Annotated in this window: 16 protein-coding genes; 13 read left to right on the top strand and 3 right to left on the bottom strand. The window is 69.0% G+C overall.

Annotation, left to right across the window (positions count from 1 at the left end; all coding sequences use genetic code 11):
- The 5 genes from gcl to JOD27_RS19590 all read left to right on the top strand — a co-directional run bounded on the left by gcl (position 1) and on the right by JOD27_RS19590 (position 6,697).
- Positions 1 to 1,713, top strand: a complete 1,713-nt coding sequence (gcl, locus tag JOD27_RS19610; RefSeq protein ID WP_204763671.1) for a glyoxylate carboligase — start codon at positions 1 to 3, stop codon at positions 1,711 to 1,713.
- Between the two features lie 2 nt (positions 1,714 to 1,715).
- Entirely contained in the window at positions 1,716 to 2,768 is a 1,053-nt protein-coding gene (locus JOD27_RS19605) for a glycerate kinase family protein (RefSeq protein WP_204764011.1), read from the top strand.
- A 5-nt stretch (positions 2,769 to 2,773) separates the two neighbouring features.
- The gene (gene allB / locus JOD27_RS19600) at positions 2,774 to 4,063 is read left to right on the top strand and encodes an allantoinase AllB (protein WP_204764010.1); all 1,290 of its coding nucleotides are present in this window, start codon (positions 2,774 to 2,776) and stop codon (positions 4,061 to 4,063) included.
- On the top strand, positions 4,060 to 5,052 hold the full coding sequence (gene alc / locus JOD27_RS19595) for an allantoicase (protein WP_204763670.1): 993 nt from the start codon (positions 4,060 to 4,062) through the stop codon (positions 5,050 to 5,052). The genes allB and alc overlap by 4 nt, the downstream gene beginning before the upstream one ends.
- A 115-nt stretch (positions 5,053 to 5,167) precedes the next feature.
- Positions 5,168 to 6,697: an alpha/beta hydrolase gene (locus JOD27_RS19590; protein ID WP_204763669.1), complete on the top strand. Its 1,530-nt coding sequence runs from the start codon at positions 5,168 to 5,170 to the stop codon at positions 6,695 to 6,697.
- Between the two features lie 44 nt (positions 6,698 to 6,741).
- On the opposite strand, the gene JOD27_RS19585 is transcribed toward JOD27_RS19590, so the two are convergent.
- Positions 6,742 to 7,455: a hypothetical protein gene (locus JOD27_RS19585; RefSeq protein ID WP_204763668.1), complete on the bottom strand. Its 714-nt coding sequence runs from the start codon at positions 7,453 to 7,455 to the stop codon at positions 6,742 to 6,744.
- A 288-nt stretch (positions 7,456 to 7,743) separates the two neighbouring features.
- Between JOD27_RS19585 and JOD27_RS19580 the strand changes: the two genes are divergently transcribed.
- The 3 genes from JOD27_RS19580 (at position 7,744) to JOD27_RS19570 (ending at position 11,876) form a co-directional block, all read left to right on the top strand.
- Positions 7,744 to 9,033, top strand: coding sequence for an ammonium transporter (locus tag JOD27_RS19580; RefSeq protein ID WP_239567936.1), 1,290 nt, complete (start codon positions 7,744 to 7,746; stop codon positions 9,031 to 9,033).
- Entirely contained in the window at positions 9,030 to 9,368 is a 339-nt protein-coding gene (locus JOD27_RS19575) for a P-II family nitrogen regulator (RefSeq protein ID WP_204763666.1), read from the top strand. The genes JOD27_RS19580 and JOD27_RS19575 overlap by 4 nt, the downstream gene beginning before the upstream one ends.
- Before the next feature lie 183 nt (positions 9,369 to 9,551).
- Entirely contained in the window at positions 9,552 to 11,876 is a 2,325-nt protein-coding gene (locus tag JOD27_RS19570) for a [protein-PII] uridylyltransferase (protein ID WP_204763665.1), read from the top strand.
- Positions 11,877 to 12,177: 301 nt separating this feature from the next.
- On the opposite strand, the gene JOD27_RS19565 is transcribed toward JOD27_RS19570, so the two are convergent.
- On the bottom strand, positions 12,178 to 12,405 hold the full coding sequence (locus JOD27_RS19565) for a hypothetical protein (protein WP_204763664.1): 228 nt from the start codon (positions 12,403 to 12,405) through the stop codon (positions 12,178 to 12,180).
- Positions 12,406 to 12,515: 110 nt separating this feature from the next.
- On the opposite strand from JOD27_RS19565, the gene JOD27_RS19560 reads away from it, so the two are divergent.
- From JOD27_RS19560 to JOD27_RS19545, 4 genes are read left to right on the top strand one after another with little or no spacing between them, the layout of a single operon-like run.
- A complete protein-coding gene (locus tag JOD27_RS19560; protein ID WP_204763663.1) occupies positions 12,516 to 13,076 on the top strand; it encodes an AAA family ATPase in 561 nt (186 codons plus the stop codon).
- Entirely contained in the window at positions 13,073 to 13,693 is a 621-nt protein-coding gene (locus JOD27_RS19555; protein WP_204763662.1) for an HAD family hydrolase, read from the top strand. Before JOD27_RS19560 ends, JOD27_RS19555 begins: the two co-directional genes overlap by 4 nt.
- A 10-nt stretch (positions 13,694 to 13,703) precedes the next feature.
- Entirely contained in the window at positions 13,704 to 15,269 is a 1,566-nt protein-coding gene (ffh, locus tag JOD27_RS19550) for a signal recognition particle protein (protein ID WP_204763661.1), read from the top strand.
- A gap of 2 nt (positions 15,270 to 15,271) precedes the next feature.
- Entirely contained in the window at positions 15,272 to 16,327 is a 1,056-nt protein-coding gene (locus tag JOD27_RS19545) for an amidohydrolase family protein (protein WP_204763660.1), read from the top strand.
- Here JOD27_RS19545 and JOD27_RS19540 read toward each other — a convergent pair.
- Positions 16,324 to 16,803, bottom strand: coding sequence for a carboxymuconolactone decarboxylase family protein (locus JOD27_RS19540; RefSeq protein WP_204763659.1), 480 nt, complete (start codon positions 16,801 to 16,803; stop codon positions 16,324 to 16,326). The two genes, JOD27_RS19545 and JOD27_RS19540, sit on opposite strands and share 4 nt — an antisense overlap.
- 146 nt (positions 16,804 to 16,949) lie before the next feature.
- Between JOD27_RS19540 and JOD27_RS19535 the strand changes: the two genes are divergently transcribed.
- A complete protein-coding gene (locus JOD27_RS19535; RefSeq protein ID WP_204763658.1) occupies positions 16,950 to 17,828 on the top strand; it encodes an RNA polymerase sigma-70 factor in 879 nt (292 codons plus the stop codon).
- The last annotated feature ends 258 nt before the right edge of the window (positions 17,829 to 18,086 follow it).

Below are 18,086 nucleotides of genomic sequence, written 5' to 3'. Positions count from 1 at the left end.
ATGCCGAAGATCCCCGTCATGCAGGCGGTCGTCGAGGTCCTGAAGTCCGAGGGCATCGACACCGTGTTCGGCTGCCCCGGCGCCGCGATCCTGCCGCTGTACAAGGCGATGGAGCAGGACGGCTCCATCGAGCACCTCATCGTGCGGCACGAGGAGGGCGCCACGCACATGGCCGACGGCTGGTCGCGCACGACCGGCAACGTCGGCGTCGCGATCGGCACCTCGGGCCCGGCCGGCACGAACATGATCACCGGCCTCTACACCGCGCAGGCCGACTCCGTGCCGATCCTGTGCATCACCGGCCAGGCCGCGGTGTCGAAGCTGCACCAGGAGGCGTTCCAGGCCGTCGACATCGTCTCGATCGCCGCGCCGGTCACGAAGTGGGCGGTGCAGGTCAAGGAGGCCGCGCAGATGCCGTGGATCTTCCGCGAGGCGTTCCGGATCGCCCGCTCCGGCCGGCCGGGGCCGGTGTTGATCGACCTGCCGATCGACGTGCAGAAGCAGGAGATCGAGTGGGACTCCACCATCGACGAGCCGTTGCCGGTGCAGAAAAGCGCGCCGAGTGACGCACGGGTGGAACGGGCGCTGGAGATGCTGCTGGCCGCCGAACGCCCGCTGCTGCTCGCCGGTGGCGGCGTCATCCTCGGCGAGGCGTCCGCCGAGTTGCTGGAGCTGGCCGAGTTCCTGCAGATCCCCATCCAGGCCACGCTGATGGGGAAGGGCGCGATCGACGAGGACCACCCGCTCTACGCGGGCATGACCGGCATCCAGACGTCGCAGCGCTACGGCAACGCGTCGTTCCTGGAGTCCGACCTGGTGCTGGCGCTGGGCGCGCGGTTCGGCGACCGGCACACCGGCGACCTCGCGACCTACCGCGGCGACCGCAAGTTCATCCACGTCGATGTCGAACCCACGCAGATCGGCAAGGTCTTCGGACCGGATCTCGGGATCGTCGCGGACACGAAGCTGTTCCTGAAGGCCCTGCTGGACAAGGCGAAGCAGCACGGCCCTCGGAACAAGGGCGCGTGGGTCGACCGGTGCCAGGAGCTCAAGCGGACGCTGCTGCGCCGCGAGGACTTCGACGCCGTGCCGGTCAAGGCGCCGCGGGTGTTCAAGGAGATCAACGAGTTCTACGGCCCGGACACCTACTTCGTCACGGCCATCGGGCTCTACCAGATCTGGTCCGGCCAGCACCAGAAGGCGCACAAGCCGCGCCACTACCAGGTGTGCGGCCAGGCCGGTCCGCTCGGCTGGGAGATCCCGGCGGCCATCGGGGTCAAGAAGGCCCTGAAAAAGTCACAGGCCGACGCCGAGGTCGTCGGCATCGTCGGCGACTACTCGTTCCAGTTCCTGGTGGAGGAGCTCGCGGTCGGCGCCCAGTACGAGGTGCCGTTCGTGCTGATCATGCTGAACAACGAGTACCTCGGCCTGATCCGGATGGCGGAGGACCACGGTGGCTACGACATGAAGTACGAGGTCGACATCCACTACGACACCACCGGCTCGGACAACGTCAAGATCATGGAGGCCTACGGCTGCTCGGGCGTCCGCGTGGCCGATCCGGGCGAGATCCGCGGCTCGCTGGAGTGGGCGCGGAAGGAGGCCGACCGCACGCAACGCCCGGTGCTCGTCGAGATCATGATCGAGCGCGAGGGCAACACCGCGAACGGCACCTCAATCGCCGCCATGCGCGAATACGAGCCCGTCCCGTGACGCTGCCTGACGGCACGCGGGGCCCTTTCGTCCTCCAGGAGAGTACGAAAGCTCCCCGCGTACTCATCGCGCCGGACAAGTTCAAGGGGTCGCTGAGCGCCCCGCGGGTTGCGGCGGCTGTGGCCCGCGGCCTGCGGGAGGCGGCCCCGGACGTGGACGTGCGCCTCCTCCCGGTGGCGGACGGCGGTGACGGCACGGTCGACGCCGCCGTCGCCGCCGGGTTCGTGAAGGTCGGGCGGTGGGTGAGCGGGCCGGTCGGGAAGCCCGTGCCCGCGTCGTTCGCCGTCCGCGGCACGACCGCCGTGGTCGAGGTGGCCTCGGCGGCCGGGCTCACGTTGCTCGACGCGCCGGCACCGCTTGACGCGACCAGCCACGGTGTCGGTGAGCTGCTGAAAGCCGCGCTGGACGTCGGTTGCACCACGATCGTGCTCGGGCTGGGCGGCAGCGCCTGCACGGATGGCGGCGCGGGGATGCTGGAGGCGCTGGGCGGAACGTCGTTCGACGGTGTCGACCTCGTGCTGGCGTCGGACGTGGACAACCCGCTGCTCGGGCCCAGTGGCGCCGCCGCGGTCTACGGGCCGCAGAAGGGCGCCTCACCCGATCAGGTCGAGATCCTCGAAGCCAGGCTCGAAGCCTTCGCGCGGCGAATCGGGTTCGATCACGCGGAACGGCCGGGAGCCGGTGCGGCGGGCGGCATCGGGTTCGCCGCGCTCGCGGCGCTGGGCGCGCGGTTCCGGCCCGGCATCGAGGTGGTGCTGGAGCTGGTCGGGTTCGCCGACGCCGTGGCGGACGCGTCGTTGGTGATCACGGGCGAGGGATCGCTGGACGCTCAGACCAGGCACGGCAAGGCGCCGTTCGGGGTGGTCAAGGCCTCGGGCGACGTGCCGGTGGTCGCGGTCGCCGGCCAGTGCTCGGTCGAACCCGGTGAGCTGGGGCTGAAGGCCGCCTACGCGCTGTTGGACGTCGAACCCGATATCACGAGGTGCATGGCGCGGGCTGAGTCGCTCCTCACCGAACTCGGCAGTCGCATCGCCCGCGACTGGGTGTCAGAGTGAGCGGCATGGACCTCGTCTTCCGCGCCCGCAGGGTGATCACCCCGCAGGGCGAGATCGCGTGCGACGTCGGTGTCGTCGACGGCAGGATCGTCGCCGTCGAGCAGCACATCGACTCGCCGAACGTCGTGCACCTCGCGGACGACGAGGTGCTGCTGCCCGGTCTCGTCGACACCCACGTGCACGTGAACGACCCCGGTCGCAGCGAGTGGGAGGGCTTCGAGACCGCCACGAAGGCCGCTGCCGCCGGTGGCGTCACGACGATCATCGACATGCCGCTCAACAGCATCCCGCCGACGGTGGAGCTGGAGGCGCTGGAGATCAAGCGCAAGGCCGCGGCGAACGTGTCGGTGGACGTCGGGTTCTGGGGCGGCATCGTGCCAGGCAACCTGGCCGACCTGAAGCCGTTGCACGACGCCGGGGTGTTCGGCTTCAAGTGCTTCCTGCTGCACTCCGGCGTCGACGAGTTCCCCGCCGTCACCACGGCCGAGCTGGAAGCGGCGCTGCGGGAGCTGGCGACGCTCGACGCGTTGACGATCGTGCACGCCGAGGACGCGCACACGGTTCGTGACGCCGAGCCGGACTACGCGGGGTTCCTGGCGTCGCGGCCGCGTGAGGCCGAGAACCGGGCGATCAGCGACGTCGTGGAGCTGACCCGCAGGACCGGTGCCCGCACCCACATCCTGCACCTGTCGTCGTCGGACGCGTTGTCGATCCTGGAGGCCGCGAAGCGCGACCGGTTGCCGATCAGCGCCGAGACGTGCCCGCACTACCTCACGTTCACCGCGGAGGAGATCCGTGACGGGCAGACGGAGTTCAAGTGCTGCCCGCCGATCCGCGAGGAGGCGAACCGCGAGGCCCTGTGGTGGGGGCTGCGGGAAGGCCTCATCGACCTCGTGGTGAGCGACCACTCGCCGAGCACGGTGGACCTGAAGGAAGGCGACTTCGCCACGGCCTGGGGCGGCATCGCGTCGCTGCAGCTCGGTCTTCCCGCGGTGTGGACGGGGGCACGGGAACGGGACTTCCACCTCACCGACGTCGTCCGCTGGATGTCCGCCCACCCGGCCCGCCAGGTCGGGTTGGAGACGAAGGGCGCCATCGAACCCGGCAAGGACGCCGACCTCGTGGTGTTCGCGCCGGACGAGACGTTCGTGGTGGACAAGAACAAGCTTCACCACCGCAACCCGGTCACGCCCTACCACGGCCGCACCCTGCACGGTGTGGTCCGGCAAACCTGGTTGCGCGGTAAGGAAATCGGCGAGACCCAAGGCAAGTTGCTACGCAGAGGAGAAGCATGACGGAGTGGACCCGGCTGCCCGATCTCGCCTCACGCGCGGTCGGGGGTGGCGTGGTGTGGGCGAACGACGAGCTGTTCGCCGAGCGGGAGAACCTGATCAAGCCAGCCGAGCCGGTCTACCAGACCTACACCTTCGGCCACAAAGGACAGATCTACGACGGCTGGGAGACCAGGCGCCGTCGTGAGGCAGGGGTCGACCAGGCGGTGGTCCGGCTCGGCATGCCCGGTGTGGTCAGGGGAGTCGTCGTCGACACGGCGTTCTTCAAGGGCAACTACCCGCCGTTCTGCTGGGTCGAGGGCGCCCAGGTCGACGGTTACCCGTCCGCGGAGGAGATCACCGACTGGTTCCCGCTGGTCGAACGGTCCGCGCTGAAGGGCGACGAGAAGCACTTCTTCGACGTGCGCGAAGACCGCCGCGTCACGCACGTCCGCCTCACCATCGACCCCGACGGCGGTGTCGCGAGGCTGCGCGTCCACGGCGAACCGGTCGCGGACCCGCGGCTGCTCGTCCCCGGCATCGACCTCGCCGCGCTGGAGAACGGCGCTGTCGTCACCGGCTGCAGCAACATGTTCTACAGCTCGCCCAACAACCTCATCGCGCCCGGCCAGGCCACGGTCATGGGCGAGGGCTGGGAGACCGCGCGCCGGCGTGACGACGGCAACGACTGGGTGTCCGTCCGGCTCGCCGCACCCGGCGTCGTGCAGCTGGTCGAGCTCGACACCAGCCACTTCAAGGGCAACGCGCCCGGTTGGGCGTCGGTGAGCGGCTGTGACGAGCGCAAGGACCCCGAGACGTGGTTCGACGTTCTGCCGCGCACCCGGCTGCAGCCCGACACGCGGCACCGGTTCGTCGTGGACGCCGTCGAGGCCACGCAGGTGCGGCTCGACATCTATCCCGACGGAGGGATGGCGCGACTCCGCGTCGTGGGCACCCCTACGAGTGACGGCCTGGACCACCTACGAACGTTGTGGGCCAAAAGTAGTAACTAGGGGTGGTTGTCCGACTACAGGCTGATTCTTTGCCCTACCTCGGTCGGTTGTCCACGTCACACGATCGGTGGAAGCGTTTCCTCCCGCAGTGCTTGGGGATCTAGGGAGGAAATCCATGCAACCGATGGTGCGCGTCCTCGGGGCCGCGCTCGCGAGTTCTGCACTGGTACTGGGTAGTTCTTCGCTCGCGTTCGCGGCTCCGGAGGGGCAGCCGGAGTTCGACGTCAGCGCGATCGACTGGAAGCCGTGCGCCGAGGTGCCGACGATCGACTGCGGCTTCCTGGAGCTGCCGATCGACTACGCCAAGCCGGGCGGTGAGAAGTTCAAGCTGGCCGTGTCCCGCCGCAAGGCGAACGACCAAGCGAACAAGATCGGCGCGATGGTCATCAACCCCGGTGGCCCCGGCGGCTCCGGCGTCAACTTCTCCTTCAGCGCCGACAGCTACTTCAGCAAGGAGATCGTCGACAAGTTTGACGTCATCGGCTTCGACCCGCGCGGTGTCGCGCGGTCGCAGCCGATCAAGTGCTCCGCCGACCTGCTCGCCAAGCAGCCGTCGGAGTACCCGAAGACCGCGGCCGAGTACGAGAAGCTGGTCGCGTTCAACAAGGAGCTGCGCGCCGACTGCCGCCAGCAGAGCGGTGCGATCTTCGACCACGCCTCGACCGCCGACGTGGCGCAGGACATCGACTCGATCCGTCGTGCGCTGGGCGAGAAGAAGATCAACTACTACGGCATCTCGTACGGCACGATCATGGGGCAGCACTACGCGGAGCGCTTCGGCAAGAACATCCGCGCCATGATCATCGACTCCAACATGGACCACAGCCTGGGCACCCGGCAGTTCGTCGCGTCCGAGGCGCGCACCGCAGAGGACTCGTTCCAGGAGTGGGTGAAGTGGAACGACCGCACCAAGACGTCGCCGTTCTACGGCCAGGACCTCCGCAAGATCTGGAAGGACCTGATGGCGAAGGCCGAGCGCGGCGAGCTGCCCGCTCCGTGGGACCCGAACGTCAAGATGACGCCTGAGGACCTGGGCGGCGGCGTGGTCAGCATGGCCTACGGCCCCGGCTGGCAGCGGTTCGCCGAGGAGGTCAAGCAGCTCGTCGACGGCAAGCCGGTGGCGGCGGCGAACTCGGCGTTCGCGGTCGAGACGCGCGCCAACCCGTTCCCCGGCATCTTCTGCAACGACTACAACCTCCGCGTCAGCTCGTGGGGCGAGTACCAGTCGCTGGTGAGGATGGAGAACGCCATCGCGCCGAACACCCGTGGCTCAGCGCTCGGCCACAGCGCCACGATGAGCTGCATCGGGTTCCCGAAAGCCACGAACCCGCAGCGCCCGCTCAAGATCAAGAACGCGCCGAAGATCCTGCTCACCAACGCCAAGCACGACCCGGCGACCGCGTACGAGTGGGCCGTCAACGCGCACCGTCAGTCCCGTGACACCACCGTCTTCGTGACCTACGAGGGCTGGGGCCACGGCGTCTACCGGCGCAGCGAGTGCACTCACAAGATCAACGACGAGTACCTGGTGTCGCTGAAGCTGCCGCGCAACGGCACCACGTGTGCCGCGGTCGAGCCTCCTGCCGAGGCGTCGATCATGTCCGCGGAGCCGAAGGTTCCGGCTGGACCGTTCTCGGTCCGCTAGTCAAGTGGCGAAGGGGCGCTTTCCCGGCGTCCGGGAAAGCGCCCTCAGCAACGTTCGTCAGGCCGCCATCGCTGCCCGCACCACGAGAAATGCCCGTCAGCGTCCGCCGGCCGGGGTTCGGTGACCAGTCCCTGGAGCGCCGGAGCGAGCTGGGTCCTGGTGACGCCGTCGAGCGTGTAGTCGACCTCGACCTGCCAGTCGGCGGCCATGTCGCCGTGCACCTTGACCTCGACGTCCTGCCGGTAGCCCTCCTCCGGCACCTGCTGCGGGAACGAACCCGCGACGGCGTACACGGTCTGCTTGGCCGCGTCGACCTGCACTCGGGTGGCGGCTGGTTCGGCAGGGCCGGCGCAGTGGTACAGGTACTTCGCCTTGCGGTATTGGGGCGTGACTGCGTCCGCCCGGAGCCGGATCGCGGTGATGACGAGCTGCTGCTGCGGCTGCGGCCGCACCTCCAACGTCACCCTGGTGTGGCCGGAGTGCGGGACGACCTTCATCGCGTCGAAGGGATCGGCGCAGGTTCCCGTCGTCGGCCGGACCTCGCCGACCACCTGCTCTCCCTGCGTGATGACGTCCCATCCGTGCGCGCTCGCGACGGTGACCTTCAGCTCCCGGGGTGTGGGCCCCGGCGGCGTGGTCGTTCCCGCCTGGCCGCCTTGCGGGGCGTAGGGGAAGAAGCTGACGCTGGACATGGCGACCACGAACGCGACGAACGCCGAACAGGCCACGACGACCAATGCGATCCCGATGACACGCATCAGCCGACGGTATCCAGCAGGCCCGCCTGGTGCGGTCGATTGCCTCGGAAGAGGGAAGACCTAGGTCACTCGTCGTTATCGGCCTGGCACCGTGAGGGTGCGGAATCGTGACCGTGAACCCCGTGAAACGTAGACGTAACACGTCCAGGTCGTCAGTTCACTTCCGCGAAACGTTCCACGTAAGTGGGTGAAACAGGACGTCTCGATGCTCCCTGCAACCGACGTGCAGTGGAGGTCGACGTGAACACAGGTGACACGGCCTGGGTGCTGATCAGCGCAGCGCTGGTCATGCTCATGACGCCGGGCCTGGCCTTCTTCTACGGGGGCATGGTCCGTTCCAAGAGCGTCCTGAACATGCTCATGATGAGCTTCATTTCCCTGGCCGTGGTCAGCGTCCTCTGGGTGCTGTACGGCTACAGCCTGGCGTTCGGCAACGACCTAGGCGCCGGTCTGCTGGGCAACTTCGGCAACATCGGGCTGAAGGGCGTGATCGGGCAGCTGACCGGCGCGGCCGACCACCAGACCCCGGTGCTCGCATTCGTGATGTTCCAGCTGATGTTCGCGATCATCACGCCCGCGCTGATCTCCGGCGCGATCGCCGACCGCGCGAAGTTCTGGGGCTGGACCCTGTTCATCGGCCTGTGGGTCACGATCGTGTACTTCCCGGTCGCGCACTGGGTCTTCGCGTTCTCCAGCGCGGACGGCTCCACGGTCGGTGGCTGGATCGCCAACAACCTCAAGGCGCTCGACTTCGCCGGTGGTACCGCGGTCCACATCAACGCCGGTGCCGCGGGCCTCGCGGTCGCGCTCGTGCTCGGTAAGCGCAAGGGCTGGCCGAAGGAGCCGATGCGCCCGCACAACCTGCCGTTCGTGCTGCTCGGTGCCGCTCTGCTGTGGTTCGGCTGGTACGGCTTCAACGCCGGTTCGGCGCTGGCCGCCAACGAGACCGCCGCGGTCGCGTTCACCACGACCACCGTCGCCACCGCCGCCGCCGTCCTCGGCTGGCTGCTCGTCGAGCAGTTCCGCGACGGCAAGCCCACCACCCTGGGTGCCGCGTCCGGTGCCGTCGCCGGCCTCGTCGCCATCACCCCGGCCTGTGCGTTCGTCAGCCCGCTCGGTGCCATCGCGATCGGCGTGATCGCCGGTGCGCTGTGCAGCCTCGCCGTCGGCCTCAAGTTCCGCTTCGGCTACGACGACTCGCTCGACGTCGTGGGTGTCCACCTCGTCGGTGGTCTCGTCGGCACGCTGCTGATCGGCTTCTTCGGCACCACCAGCGTCAACTCGGCCGGCGCCGACGGCCTCTTCTACGGCGGCGGGTTCAGCCAGCTGGGCAAGCAGGCGATCGCGGCCGTCGCGGTGCTCGCCTTCTCGTTCGTCCTCACCTACGTCATCGCGTTCGTGGTGAACAAGACGGTCGGCTTCCGCGCTGACGAGGAGTCCGAGGTCGCCGGAATCGACGAGGCGGAGCACGCTGAGTCGGCGTACGAGTTCGGCGCGTTCTCCAGCGCTCGCGGTGCGAACAAGGGCAGTGTGACTGCGGGTGCGACCGCGGTTCTCGAGGGGAGCAACAAGTCATGAAGCTGGTCACCGCGATCATCAAGCCGTTCACGCTCGACGACGTGAAGAGCTCCCTGGAACAGCTCGGGGTGCTGGGCATGACCGTCAGCGAGGTGCAGGGCTACGGCCGCCAGAAGGGCCACACCGAGGTCTACCGGGGTGCCGAGTACTCCGTCGACTTCGTGCCCAAGATCAAGGTCGAGGTCGTCGTGGACGACAACCAGGTCGACAAGGTTCTGGAAGCCGTGGTCGAGGCGGCCCGCACCGGCAAGATCGGTGACGGCAAGGTCTGGGTCACTCCGGTCGACGCCGTGGTGCGGGTGCGCACCGGCGAACGCGGATCGGATGCGCTCTAGTGCTGTGACCGCCAACCATCACCGCGTCTTCCGGTGCTCAGCAGGGCACCTCGCGGCCCCGGCCCCCGCCCCCCATATGCCCGACATGAGGGGCGGGGGCCGGACCCGCGATGCACCCGTCTGACCATCGGAATACGAGGCAAAGGCTGACGATCACAGCACTACAAACTGAGGAGACGGCCCGTGGAGAACAACGAAACGGCCGTCGTCACGGCTGACGACCTGGTGCGAGCACGCGAACGGCTGCTCGCGCCAGGTCGTCGTCGCTTGGCCGCCGAACCTCTGCGCGAAGCACTCGTGGACCTGCACGAGTTCTGGTTGACCAAACACGCGGGGGGAGCGGGGATATCCGGATCGGGTATCGCGCTCGTGGCGGTCGGCGGGCTGGGGCGGCGTGAGCTCGTGCCCTACTCCGACCTCGATCTGGTGCTCGTGCACAACGGCGTGAAGAACATCGATCAGATCGCTGAAAAGCTCTGGTATCCGCTGTGGAACTCCGGCATCGGCCTCGACCACTCCGTCCGCACGGTCGGTGAGGCGCTCAGGGTCGCCGCCGGTGACCTGCGGACCGCGTTGGGACTGCTGGACATCCGGCACATCGCCGGCGACCAGGAGGTCTCGCAGAAGCTCGCCGAGGGCGCGCGGCAGGCGTGGCGCGGCAACGTGCGCAACCGCCTGGACGAGATCTCCGAGTCGTCGCAGAAGCGCTGGGGGCGTGGTGGTGAGATCGCGCACCGCGTCGAACCCGATCTGAAGCACGGTCGCGGTGGTCTGCGCGACCTGACCATTCTGGACGCGTTGTCCGTCGCGCAGCTGGTGGACCGGCCGTCCGCGGATGTCGGCGAGGCCCGCAAACTGCTCCTGGACGTGCGCACCGAACTTCGCCGGGTGGCACGGAAACCACGTGACGTGCTGCGGGCGCAGGACGGGGACGAGGTCGCGTCGGCACTGGGGCTGACCGACCGGTTCGCTTTGGCGCGTTCGCTTTCCTCCGCCGCACGAACGGTTGTCTACGCGTTCGACGTCGCGATGCGGACGGCTCGTGCCGCCGCGCCGAAGCGTGGCCTCGGGGCGTTCCTGCGGGGACAGCCGCCGCGCAGACCGCTGGACGAAGGCGTTGTGCTGCACGGGTCCGAGGTGTCGCTGGCCCGTGACGCGGTGCCGAGCCGTGATCCGGCGTTGTTGTTGCGGGTCGCCACGGCTGCCGCTCGCAGCAAGCACCCCATCGCGGCCGGCACGTTGACGCGGCTCGCGGACTCGGCGCCGGAGCTGCGCCAGCCGTGGCCGCGGGAGGCCCGCGAGGAGCTGCTGGCGTTGCTGGGCAGCGGCAGCGGGCTCGTGGATGTCGTGGAAGCGTTGGACCGCACGGGTTTGTGGGGTCGGCTGTTCCCCGAGTGGGGTGCGGTGCGGGACCTTCCGCCGCGCGACGCCGCGCACATGTGGACGGTCGACCGGCACCTGGTGCAGACGGTCGCGCAGGCCGCGCGGCTGGCGACCACGGTGTCGCGGCCGGACCTGTTGCTGCTGGGCGCGTTGATCCACGACATCGGCAAGGGCCGGCAGCAGGACCACTCCGAGGTGGGCGCCGCGCTGGCGACCCAGATCGGTGAGCGGATCGGGTTGTGGCCGCAGGACGTCGAGACGCTGTCGATGATGGTCCGGCACCACCTGCTGCTGCCCCACACCGCGACCCGGCGTGATGTCGAGGACGAGGCGACCGTGCACCGGGTCGTGGAGACGCTCGGTGGCGACGCGGTCCTGCTCGAACTGCTGTGCGCGTTGGCGGAGGCGGACTCGCTGGCGACCGGGCCCGGTGTGTGGACGGACTGGAAGGCTTCGCTGCTGGCCGATCTGGTCAAGCGCTGTCGCAAGGCGATGGCCGGGGAGGCGTTGCCCAAGCCGGAACCGCTCGATCCCACACACGTGGCGATGGCGGAACGTGTTGCGGCGTCGGGGAAACCGGACGTGCTGCTGGAGAAGCAGGACCACGCGGCGATCGTGACGGTGCTCGCGCCGGACCGTCCGGGAATGCTGTCCAAGGCGGCCGGCGTGCTCGCGTTGAACTCGCTGGAGGTCCACGCGGCGACGTTGCGCTCGCACGGTGGGGCGACGGTGGACGCGTTCACGGTGTCGCCGCGGTTCGGCTCGCTGCCGGACGCGTCGCTGCTGCGGGAACAGCTGTCCAGGGCGATCGAGGGCTCGCTGCCGTTGGCGGACAAGCTCGCCGCGAAGGAACGCGACTACGGCGGCCCGCCCCAGGACCCGCCGCCAGCGAAGGTGCTGTGGTTCGACGACGAGGCGAGCGGTGCGGTGGTGCTGGAGCTGCGTGCGGCCGACCGGATCGGGCTGCTGCACAAGGTCGCCGGTGCGTTGGAGCAGTGCGGTGTCGACGTGCAGTGGGCGCGTGTGTCCACGCTGGGTGCGACGGTCGTCGACTCGTTCAGCATCGCGGGCGCGGACCTGGATCGGCGCCGGATCGAACGGGCGGTGCTGGAGGCGGCCAGGTAGAGGTTGAGTAGCACTACGCACAACCTCTCCGGGTGCTCACGCTCCTAAGTGGTTCCGGCACCCTGCAGTCTTGTGGTGTCCGGAAAGCGTCCTCGAGGGGTGGAACACTTTCTGGACGGGTTGACCCGGCCGGGGCAGGCTGGCGGTGATCATTGGCGGCGTCGGGGGAGGCACCGCGCAATGGCACCGCCGGACTCTCCGGCCGGTGTTTCCCCTGTGCGCCACCGGGTGGCGCCCCCGCCGTCGCCGAAACAGGGGTCACCGAGCTTGCCCGGTGGACCGACGGCGGCGGCCTCTACGTCTACGACAACCACGGCGCCTTGCGACTCGGCCACAACCAGGCTGCCGACGCCGTGGCGGCACCGTCGGCGGCGTCGAAGGTCGACAACGCGGGTGTGATCGCGGGCACAGTCGGTTCGTGGACGGTGACCTGGGACGCGGCCGGTGCGCAGACGATGCTGCCCGTCCTGCCAGAGGCGGACCGAAGCGCCGTGTCGGGCCTGTCCGAGGACGGCCAGGTGATCGGCATCGCAGGTTTCGCGGACGGTACCTGGCGGTCGTCTGGCGCTGAATCCTGTGCATTTCGCCATAAATCGGACCAAACTGAACGAGAGGGAAGGTCAACACGTCTTCTAGGACATGACCGCCGTGTTGAACACGCAGACCACCGCCGTCCGAGTGCAGCCCCGGTCGCTCGTGGTCCTCGCCGGCATCCCCGGCGCGGGCAAGACGACGCTGCTCACCCGCCTGGACGCGGAGGAGCCGGTCACCGTGCTCGACTCCGACCAGGTGCGCGTCTGGCTCGAACCGCGTCTTCCCCTGCCGTACAAGTACTGGCGCGTCTTCGTGCACCTCACGCACCGCCTCCGCGTGTTCTGGGCAGCGCTTTTCCGCGCCGGGCTCCTGGTGGTGCACGAGCCGTCCACCCGCCCCGGCACCCGTTTCATGCTGGTCCTCGCCGGCCTCCTGGCGAGGCGCCCGCGCCACTTCCTGTGGCTGGAGGCGTCCGCCGCGCAGGCCCTCGACGGCCAGATCGCCCGCCGCCGTGTGGTGCGCGTGCACGCGTTCGAACGCCACGTCCGTCGTGGTTCCTCGATGCGGTCGCGCTTCGAGGCGGGCTGGGTGCCGGCCGGTTTCGGCGGCGTGACGCTGCTCACCCGTGCGGGAACGTCGGGTGGTCTGCGCATCATGGTGTCGTGATCAAGGCGGTTGTATTCGACTTCGCAGGCACCCTGTTCGGGCGTCCCACCCACCAGTGGCTGTCACCTCAGCATCTCTCGGTCCTGCGGGCCCCGGCGCCGTACATCGCGCGCATGAACGCCGCCGAGCGCGCGGTGTGGGAGGCCCGCGACCTGACCGTCCTGGCGAACCGCTCCGCCCACTGGACCCTGTTCCGGCTGGCTGGCCTGACCATGCCCGACCCGCTCTTCCAGCGCCTGCACGACCCGGCGTTCTGGCTGCCGTACGCCGACACGGCCGCGGCTCTGGCTGCCGCGCGGCCGTTGAAGGTCGGGGTGCTGAGCAACATCTCGTGGGACATCCGGGGCGTCTTCGCGCGCGAGTCGTTGTCCGTGGACGCCTTCCTGCTGTCGTACGAGATCGGGTTCTCCAAGCCGTCCGTCCGGGCGTTCGAGGCGGCGTGCGTCAGGCTCGACGTCGACCCGTCGGAGACGCTGTACGTGGGCGACGACCCCGTGTCGGACGGTGCGGCGGTGAAGGCCGGGTTGCGGTTCGCGCAGATCTCCACGGCTCCGGTGGGACGACGGCCACCGGTCCTGCTGGAGGCCTTGGCCAGTCACGGCATCGCGGTTAGCTAGTCTGGACGGCGTGTTCTCCACGCTTTCCGACCGGCTGACCACGGTTCTCCAGGGCCTTCGCGGCAAGGGCCGGCTCAGCGACGCCGACATCGACGCGACCGCGCGCGAGATCAGGGTCGCCCTGCTCGAGGCCGACGTCGCGCTGCCCGTTGTGCGCGGCTTCATCGCCAAGGTGAAGGAGCGCGCCAAGGGTTCCGAGGTGCACCAGGCGCTGAACCCGGCGCAGCAGGTCGTGAAGATCGTCAACGAGGAACTGGTCAACGTCCTCGGTGGCGAGACGCGGCGGCTCAACCTCGCGAAGAACCCACCGTCGGTGATCATGCTGGCGGGTCTGCAGGGTGCCGGTAAGACGACGCTCGCCGGCAAGCTCGCGAAGTGGCTGAAGGGGCAGGGCCACACGCCGCTGCTCGTCGCGGCCGACCTGCAGCGCCCGAACGCCGTCACGCAGCTCCAGGTCGTCGGTGAGCGCGCGGGCGTGCCCGTCTTCGCTCCCGAGCCCGGCAACGGCGTGGGCGATCCGGTCGCTGTGTCGCGGCGCGGCATCGAGGAAGCCAAGGCGAAGCAGCACGACATCGTTCTCGTCGACACGGCCGGCCGGCTGGGTGTCGACGAGGAGATGATGAAGCAGGCCATCGACATCCGGGCCGCGGTCAACCCGGACGAGGTCCTGTTCGTGGTCGACGCGATGGTCGGTCAGGACGCGGTCAACACGGCCACGGCGTTCCGCGACGGTGTCGGCTTCACCGGTGTCGTCCTCACCAAGCTCGACGGTGACGCCCGCGGTGGTGCGGCGCTGTCTGTCCGCGAGGTCACCGGCCAGCCCATCCTCTTCGCGTCCAACGGCGAGAAGCTCGAGGACTTCGACGTCTTCCACCCCGACCGGATGGCCTCGCGCATCCTCGGCATGGGTGACGTCCTCACGCTGATCGAGCAGGCCGAGCAGCACTTCGACCAGCAGCAGGCCGAGAAGGCCGCGCAGAAGCTGCACTCCGGCCAGTTGACGCTCGAGGACTTCCTGGAGCAGATGCTCGCCATCCGCAAGATGGGCCCGATCGCGAACCTGCTCGGCATGCTTCCCGGCGCCGGTCAGATGAAGGACCAGCTCGCGATGCTGGACGAGAAGCACCTCGACCGCATCCAGGCGATCATCCGCGGCATGACCCCCGCGGAGCGCGACGACCCCAAGATCATCAACGCCTCGCGCCGGCTGCGCATCGCCAACGGTTCCGGCGTCAAGGTCAGCGACGTCAACGACCTGGTCAACCGCTTCTTCGAGGCCCGCAAGATGATGTCGGCGATGGCCGGCCGGATGGGCTTCGGCGGCGGTGGCGGCGGTCGCGGGAAGAAGGGCAAGAAGGGGAAGAAGGGCAAGGGCGGACGCGGCCCGACGCCCCCGAAGATCAAGGGCGGCTTCCCCGGAATGTTCCCCGGCGGCATGCCGGGTGGTCTTCCCGGCGGCCTGCCCGGCATGCCCCAGGGTGGCGGCCTGCCCGACCTCGGCGGCAGCCTGAACGAGCTCCCGCCCGGCTTCGACCCGTCGAAGTTCAAGTTCGACGGCGACGACAAGAAGAAGTGACCATGCACCTGCGCGGCGTCGTCCTCCCCGACGGCGAGCCGCGAGACCTGTGGGTGGTCAACGGCCGTGTGCGCACCCAGCCGGTGCCGGGTGCGCAGACCGTTGTCGACGGCGGGTTCCTGGTTCCCGGCCTGGTCGACGCGCACTGCCACGTCGGCCTGGGCCCGAAGGGTGGCGTCGAGCTGCCCGAGGCCGTGGAGCAGGCGCTGACGGACCGCGACGCGGGCACGTTGCTGATCCGCGACTGCGGTTCGCCGGTCGACACCACGCCGTTGCAGGAGCGCCTCGACCTGCCGCGGATCATCCGGGCGGGCCGCCACATCGCCCGTCCGAAGCGCTACCTCCCGCACATCGGCGTGGAGATCGAGTCGGACCTGCCGTCAGCCGTCGCCGAGCAGGCCGCGTACGGCGACGGCTGGGTGAAGCTCGTCGGCGACTGGATCGACCGCGGCGTGGGCGACCTAGCTCCACTGTGGACGGACGACGAGCTGGCCCAGGCCATCAAGGTCGCGCACGACGCCGGTGCTCGCGTGACGGCCCACGTGTTCGGCGAGGACGCGTTGCCCGGCCTGATCAACGCGGGCATCGACTGCATCGAGCACGGCACCGGGCTCAGTGACGACATGATCTCGCTGATGGCCTCGCGAGGTACGGCACTGGTGCCCACACTGATCAACATCGAGACGTTCCCCGGCATCGCGGACCGGGCGGGCAAGTACCCCACGTACGCGAACCACATGCGTGACCTGCACGCCCGCGTCTCGGCCACCGTGTCGTCGGCGATCGAGGCGGGCGTTCCGGTCTACGCGGGCACCGACGCGGGCGGCGGCATCCGGCACGGCCGCATCGTCGACGAGATCATCGCGCTGCACCGTGTGGGCATGAGCGCCGCCGACGCCATCGGCGCCGCGTCGTGGAACGCCCGCGAGTGGCTCGGTTTCCCGTCGTTGAGCGAAGGCGCGGCCGCGGACATCGTGGTCTACGACGAGGACCCTCGCGAGAACCTTGACGTCCTGCGGTCGCCGCGCATGATCATGCTCAGGGGCAGGATCCACTAGCGGTTGTACTCCGACAGCGCGCCGGCCTGGTACGACCCGCCCTTCTGGTGCGTGATCACGGCCATCCGGTTGGCGGCGTTGATCAGGCCGACCAGGCACACCAGCGCGGCCACCTGCTCGTCGTCGAAGTGCTTGCGCACGTTCGCCCAGGTCTCGTCGCTCACGCCCTCACGCGTGAGCAGCGTGCCCTCCTCGGCGAACGCCAGCGCGGCCTGCTCGGCCTCGGTGAACACGGTGGTCTCCCGCCACCCGGCCACCAGGTGCAGGCGCATCGGGTCCTCGCCCGCGGCGATGGCCTCCTTGACGTGCATGTCGAGGCAGAAGCCGCAGCCGTTGAGCTGGCTGGCGCGCAGGCTCACCAGCTCGGCCGTGATGCTCGGCAGCGACGTCTGGTGCAGCGCCATGCCGAGCCCCGCGAACCGCTTGCTGATCTTGGCGCCGGTCTCGGTGGCGGTGAGGTCGAAGCGCGATTCCATGATTTCCTCCCTCGTGGGCCTTGCTTGACGACCACGAGATGCCGCTCGCGCTTCGGTTGTGACAGCACCTGTTTGTGACTCACGACACTGTCACAGACCTCGATCGGTCGGCGTCTCGTGCGGAGACCCGTTTCAGGAGGACACCGATGCCGGACGTCGCGACCACCGCGTTCGTGAGCCACCGCAACCTGCTCTTCACGATCGCCTACGAGATGCTCGGCTCCGCCGCCGACGCCGAGGACGTGCTGCAGGAGACGTGGCTCAAGTGGGCCGACGTCGAGCACGGCCTGGTGGAGAACCACCGCGCCTACCTCGTCCGCATCGTCACGCGCCAGGCGTTGTCGAGGCTGCGCACCCTGGGCCGCCGCAAGGAGTCCTACGTCGGCCCCTGGCTCCCCGAACCGCTGCTCACCGCCCCGGACGTCGCCGAGGACGTGGAACTGGCCGACAGCGTCTCGATGGCGATGATGCTGGTCCTCGAAACCCTCACCCCGACCGAGCGCGCGGTCTTCGTCCTGCGCGAGGTCTTCGACCTGGACTACGACGAGATCGCCACGGCGGTCGACAAGAACCCCGCCGCCGTCCGCCAGATCGCCCACCGCGCCCGCTCGCACGTGGCCGCCCGCCGCCCGCGCGAGGTGGTGACGCAGGCCGAGTCGCGCGAGGCCCTCGCCGCGTTCCAGCGCGCCACCGAGACCGGTGACCTGCAGGCGTTGCTGGACCTGCTCGCCCCGGACGTCGTGTTCCTCGGCGACGGCGGCGGCGTGAAGCAGGCCGTGGCGAGGCCCGTCGTGGGTGCGTCGAAGGTGGCGCGCATGTTGCTCGGCGGCCTCACCAAGACGTCCGGCTGGGAGATGGAACCGGCGCAGGTCAACGGGCACCCCGCGCTGATCTTCAAGTTCGAGGGCGAGCTCGACACCGTGATCGCGGTGCGGATCGACGACGGCCGGATCAGCGGGCTCTACGCGGTGCGCAACCCCGAGAAGCTCTCGCACATGGGCCAGGAGACGACTCTGCGCCGCTGAGGTTTAGTCGCAGCGTTTGTGTGCCGATCCGTTCACCAGGAGTTGGACATCCGACGGGACCCGATCTGACCATCTTTTGGCCAGATGCTTGGCCCGGTTTCCGTCAGTGCCGCACAGTAGCCTCGGATTCGGGGGCGGCAGCACTCCCCCAGGGGGATCGCGGTCCCCACTCCAAGCGTATCGCGAGGCACCGACAGTGCATCGGTGCTTCAGAAGCCGTCGATCGCGAGGTGAGCCGATCATGTGGGTGGCACAGAT

Origin of the sequence: Lentzea nigeriaca, from assembly GCF_016907955.1 — a bacterium.
GTDB classification, from domain to species: domain Bacteria; phylum Actinomycetota; class Actinomycetes; order Mycobacteriales; family Pseudonocardiaceae; genus Lentzea; species Lentzea nigeriaca.
This window is presented reverse-complemented; position numbering and strand designations above follow the sequence as displayed.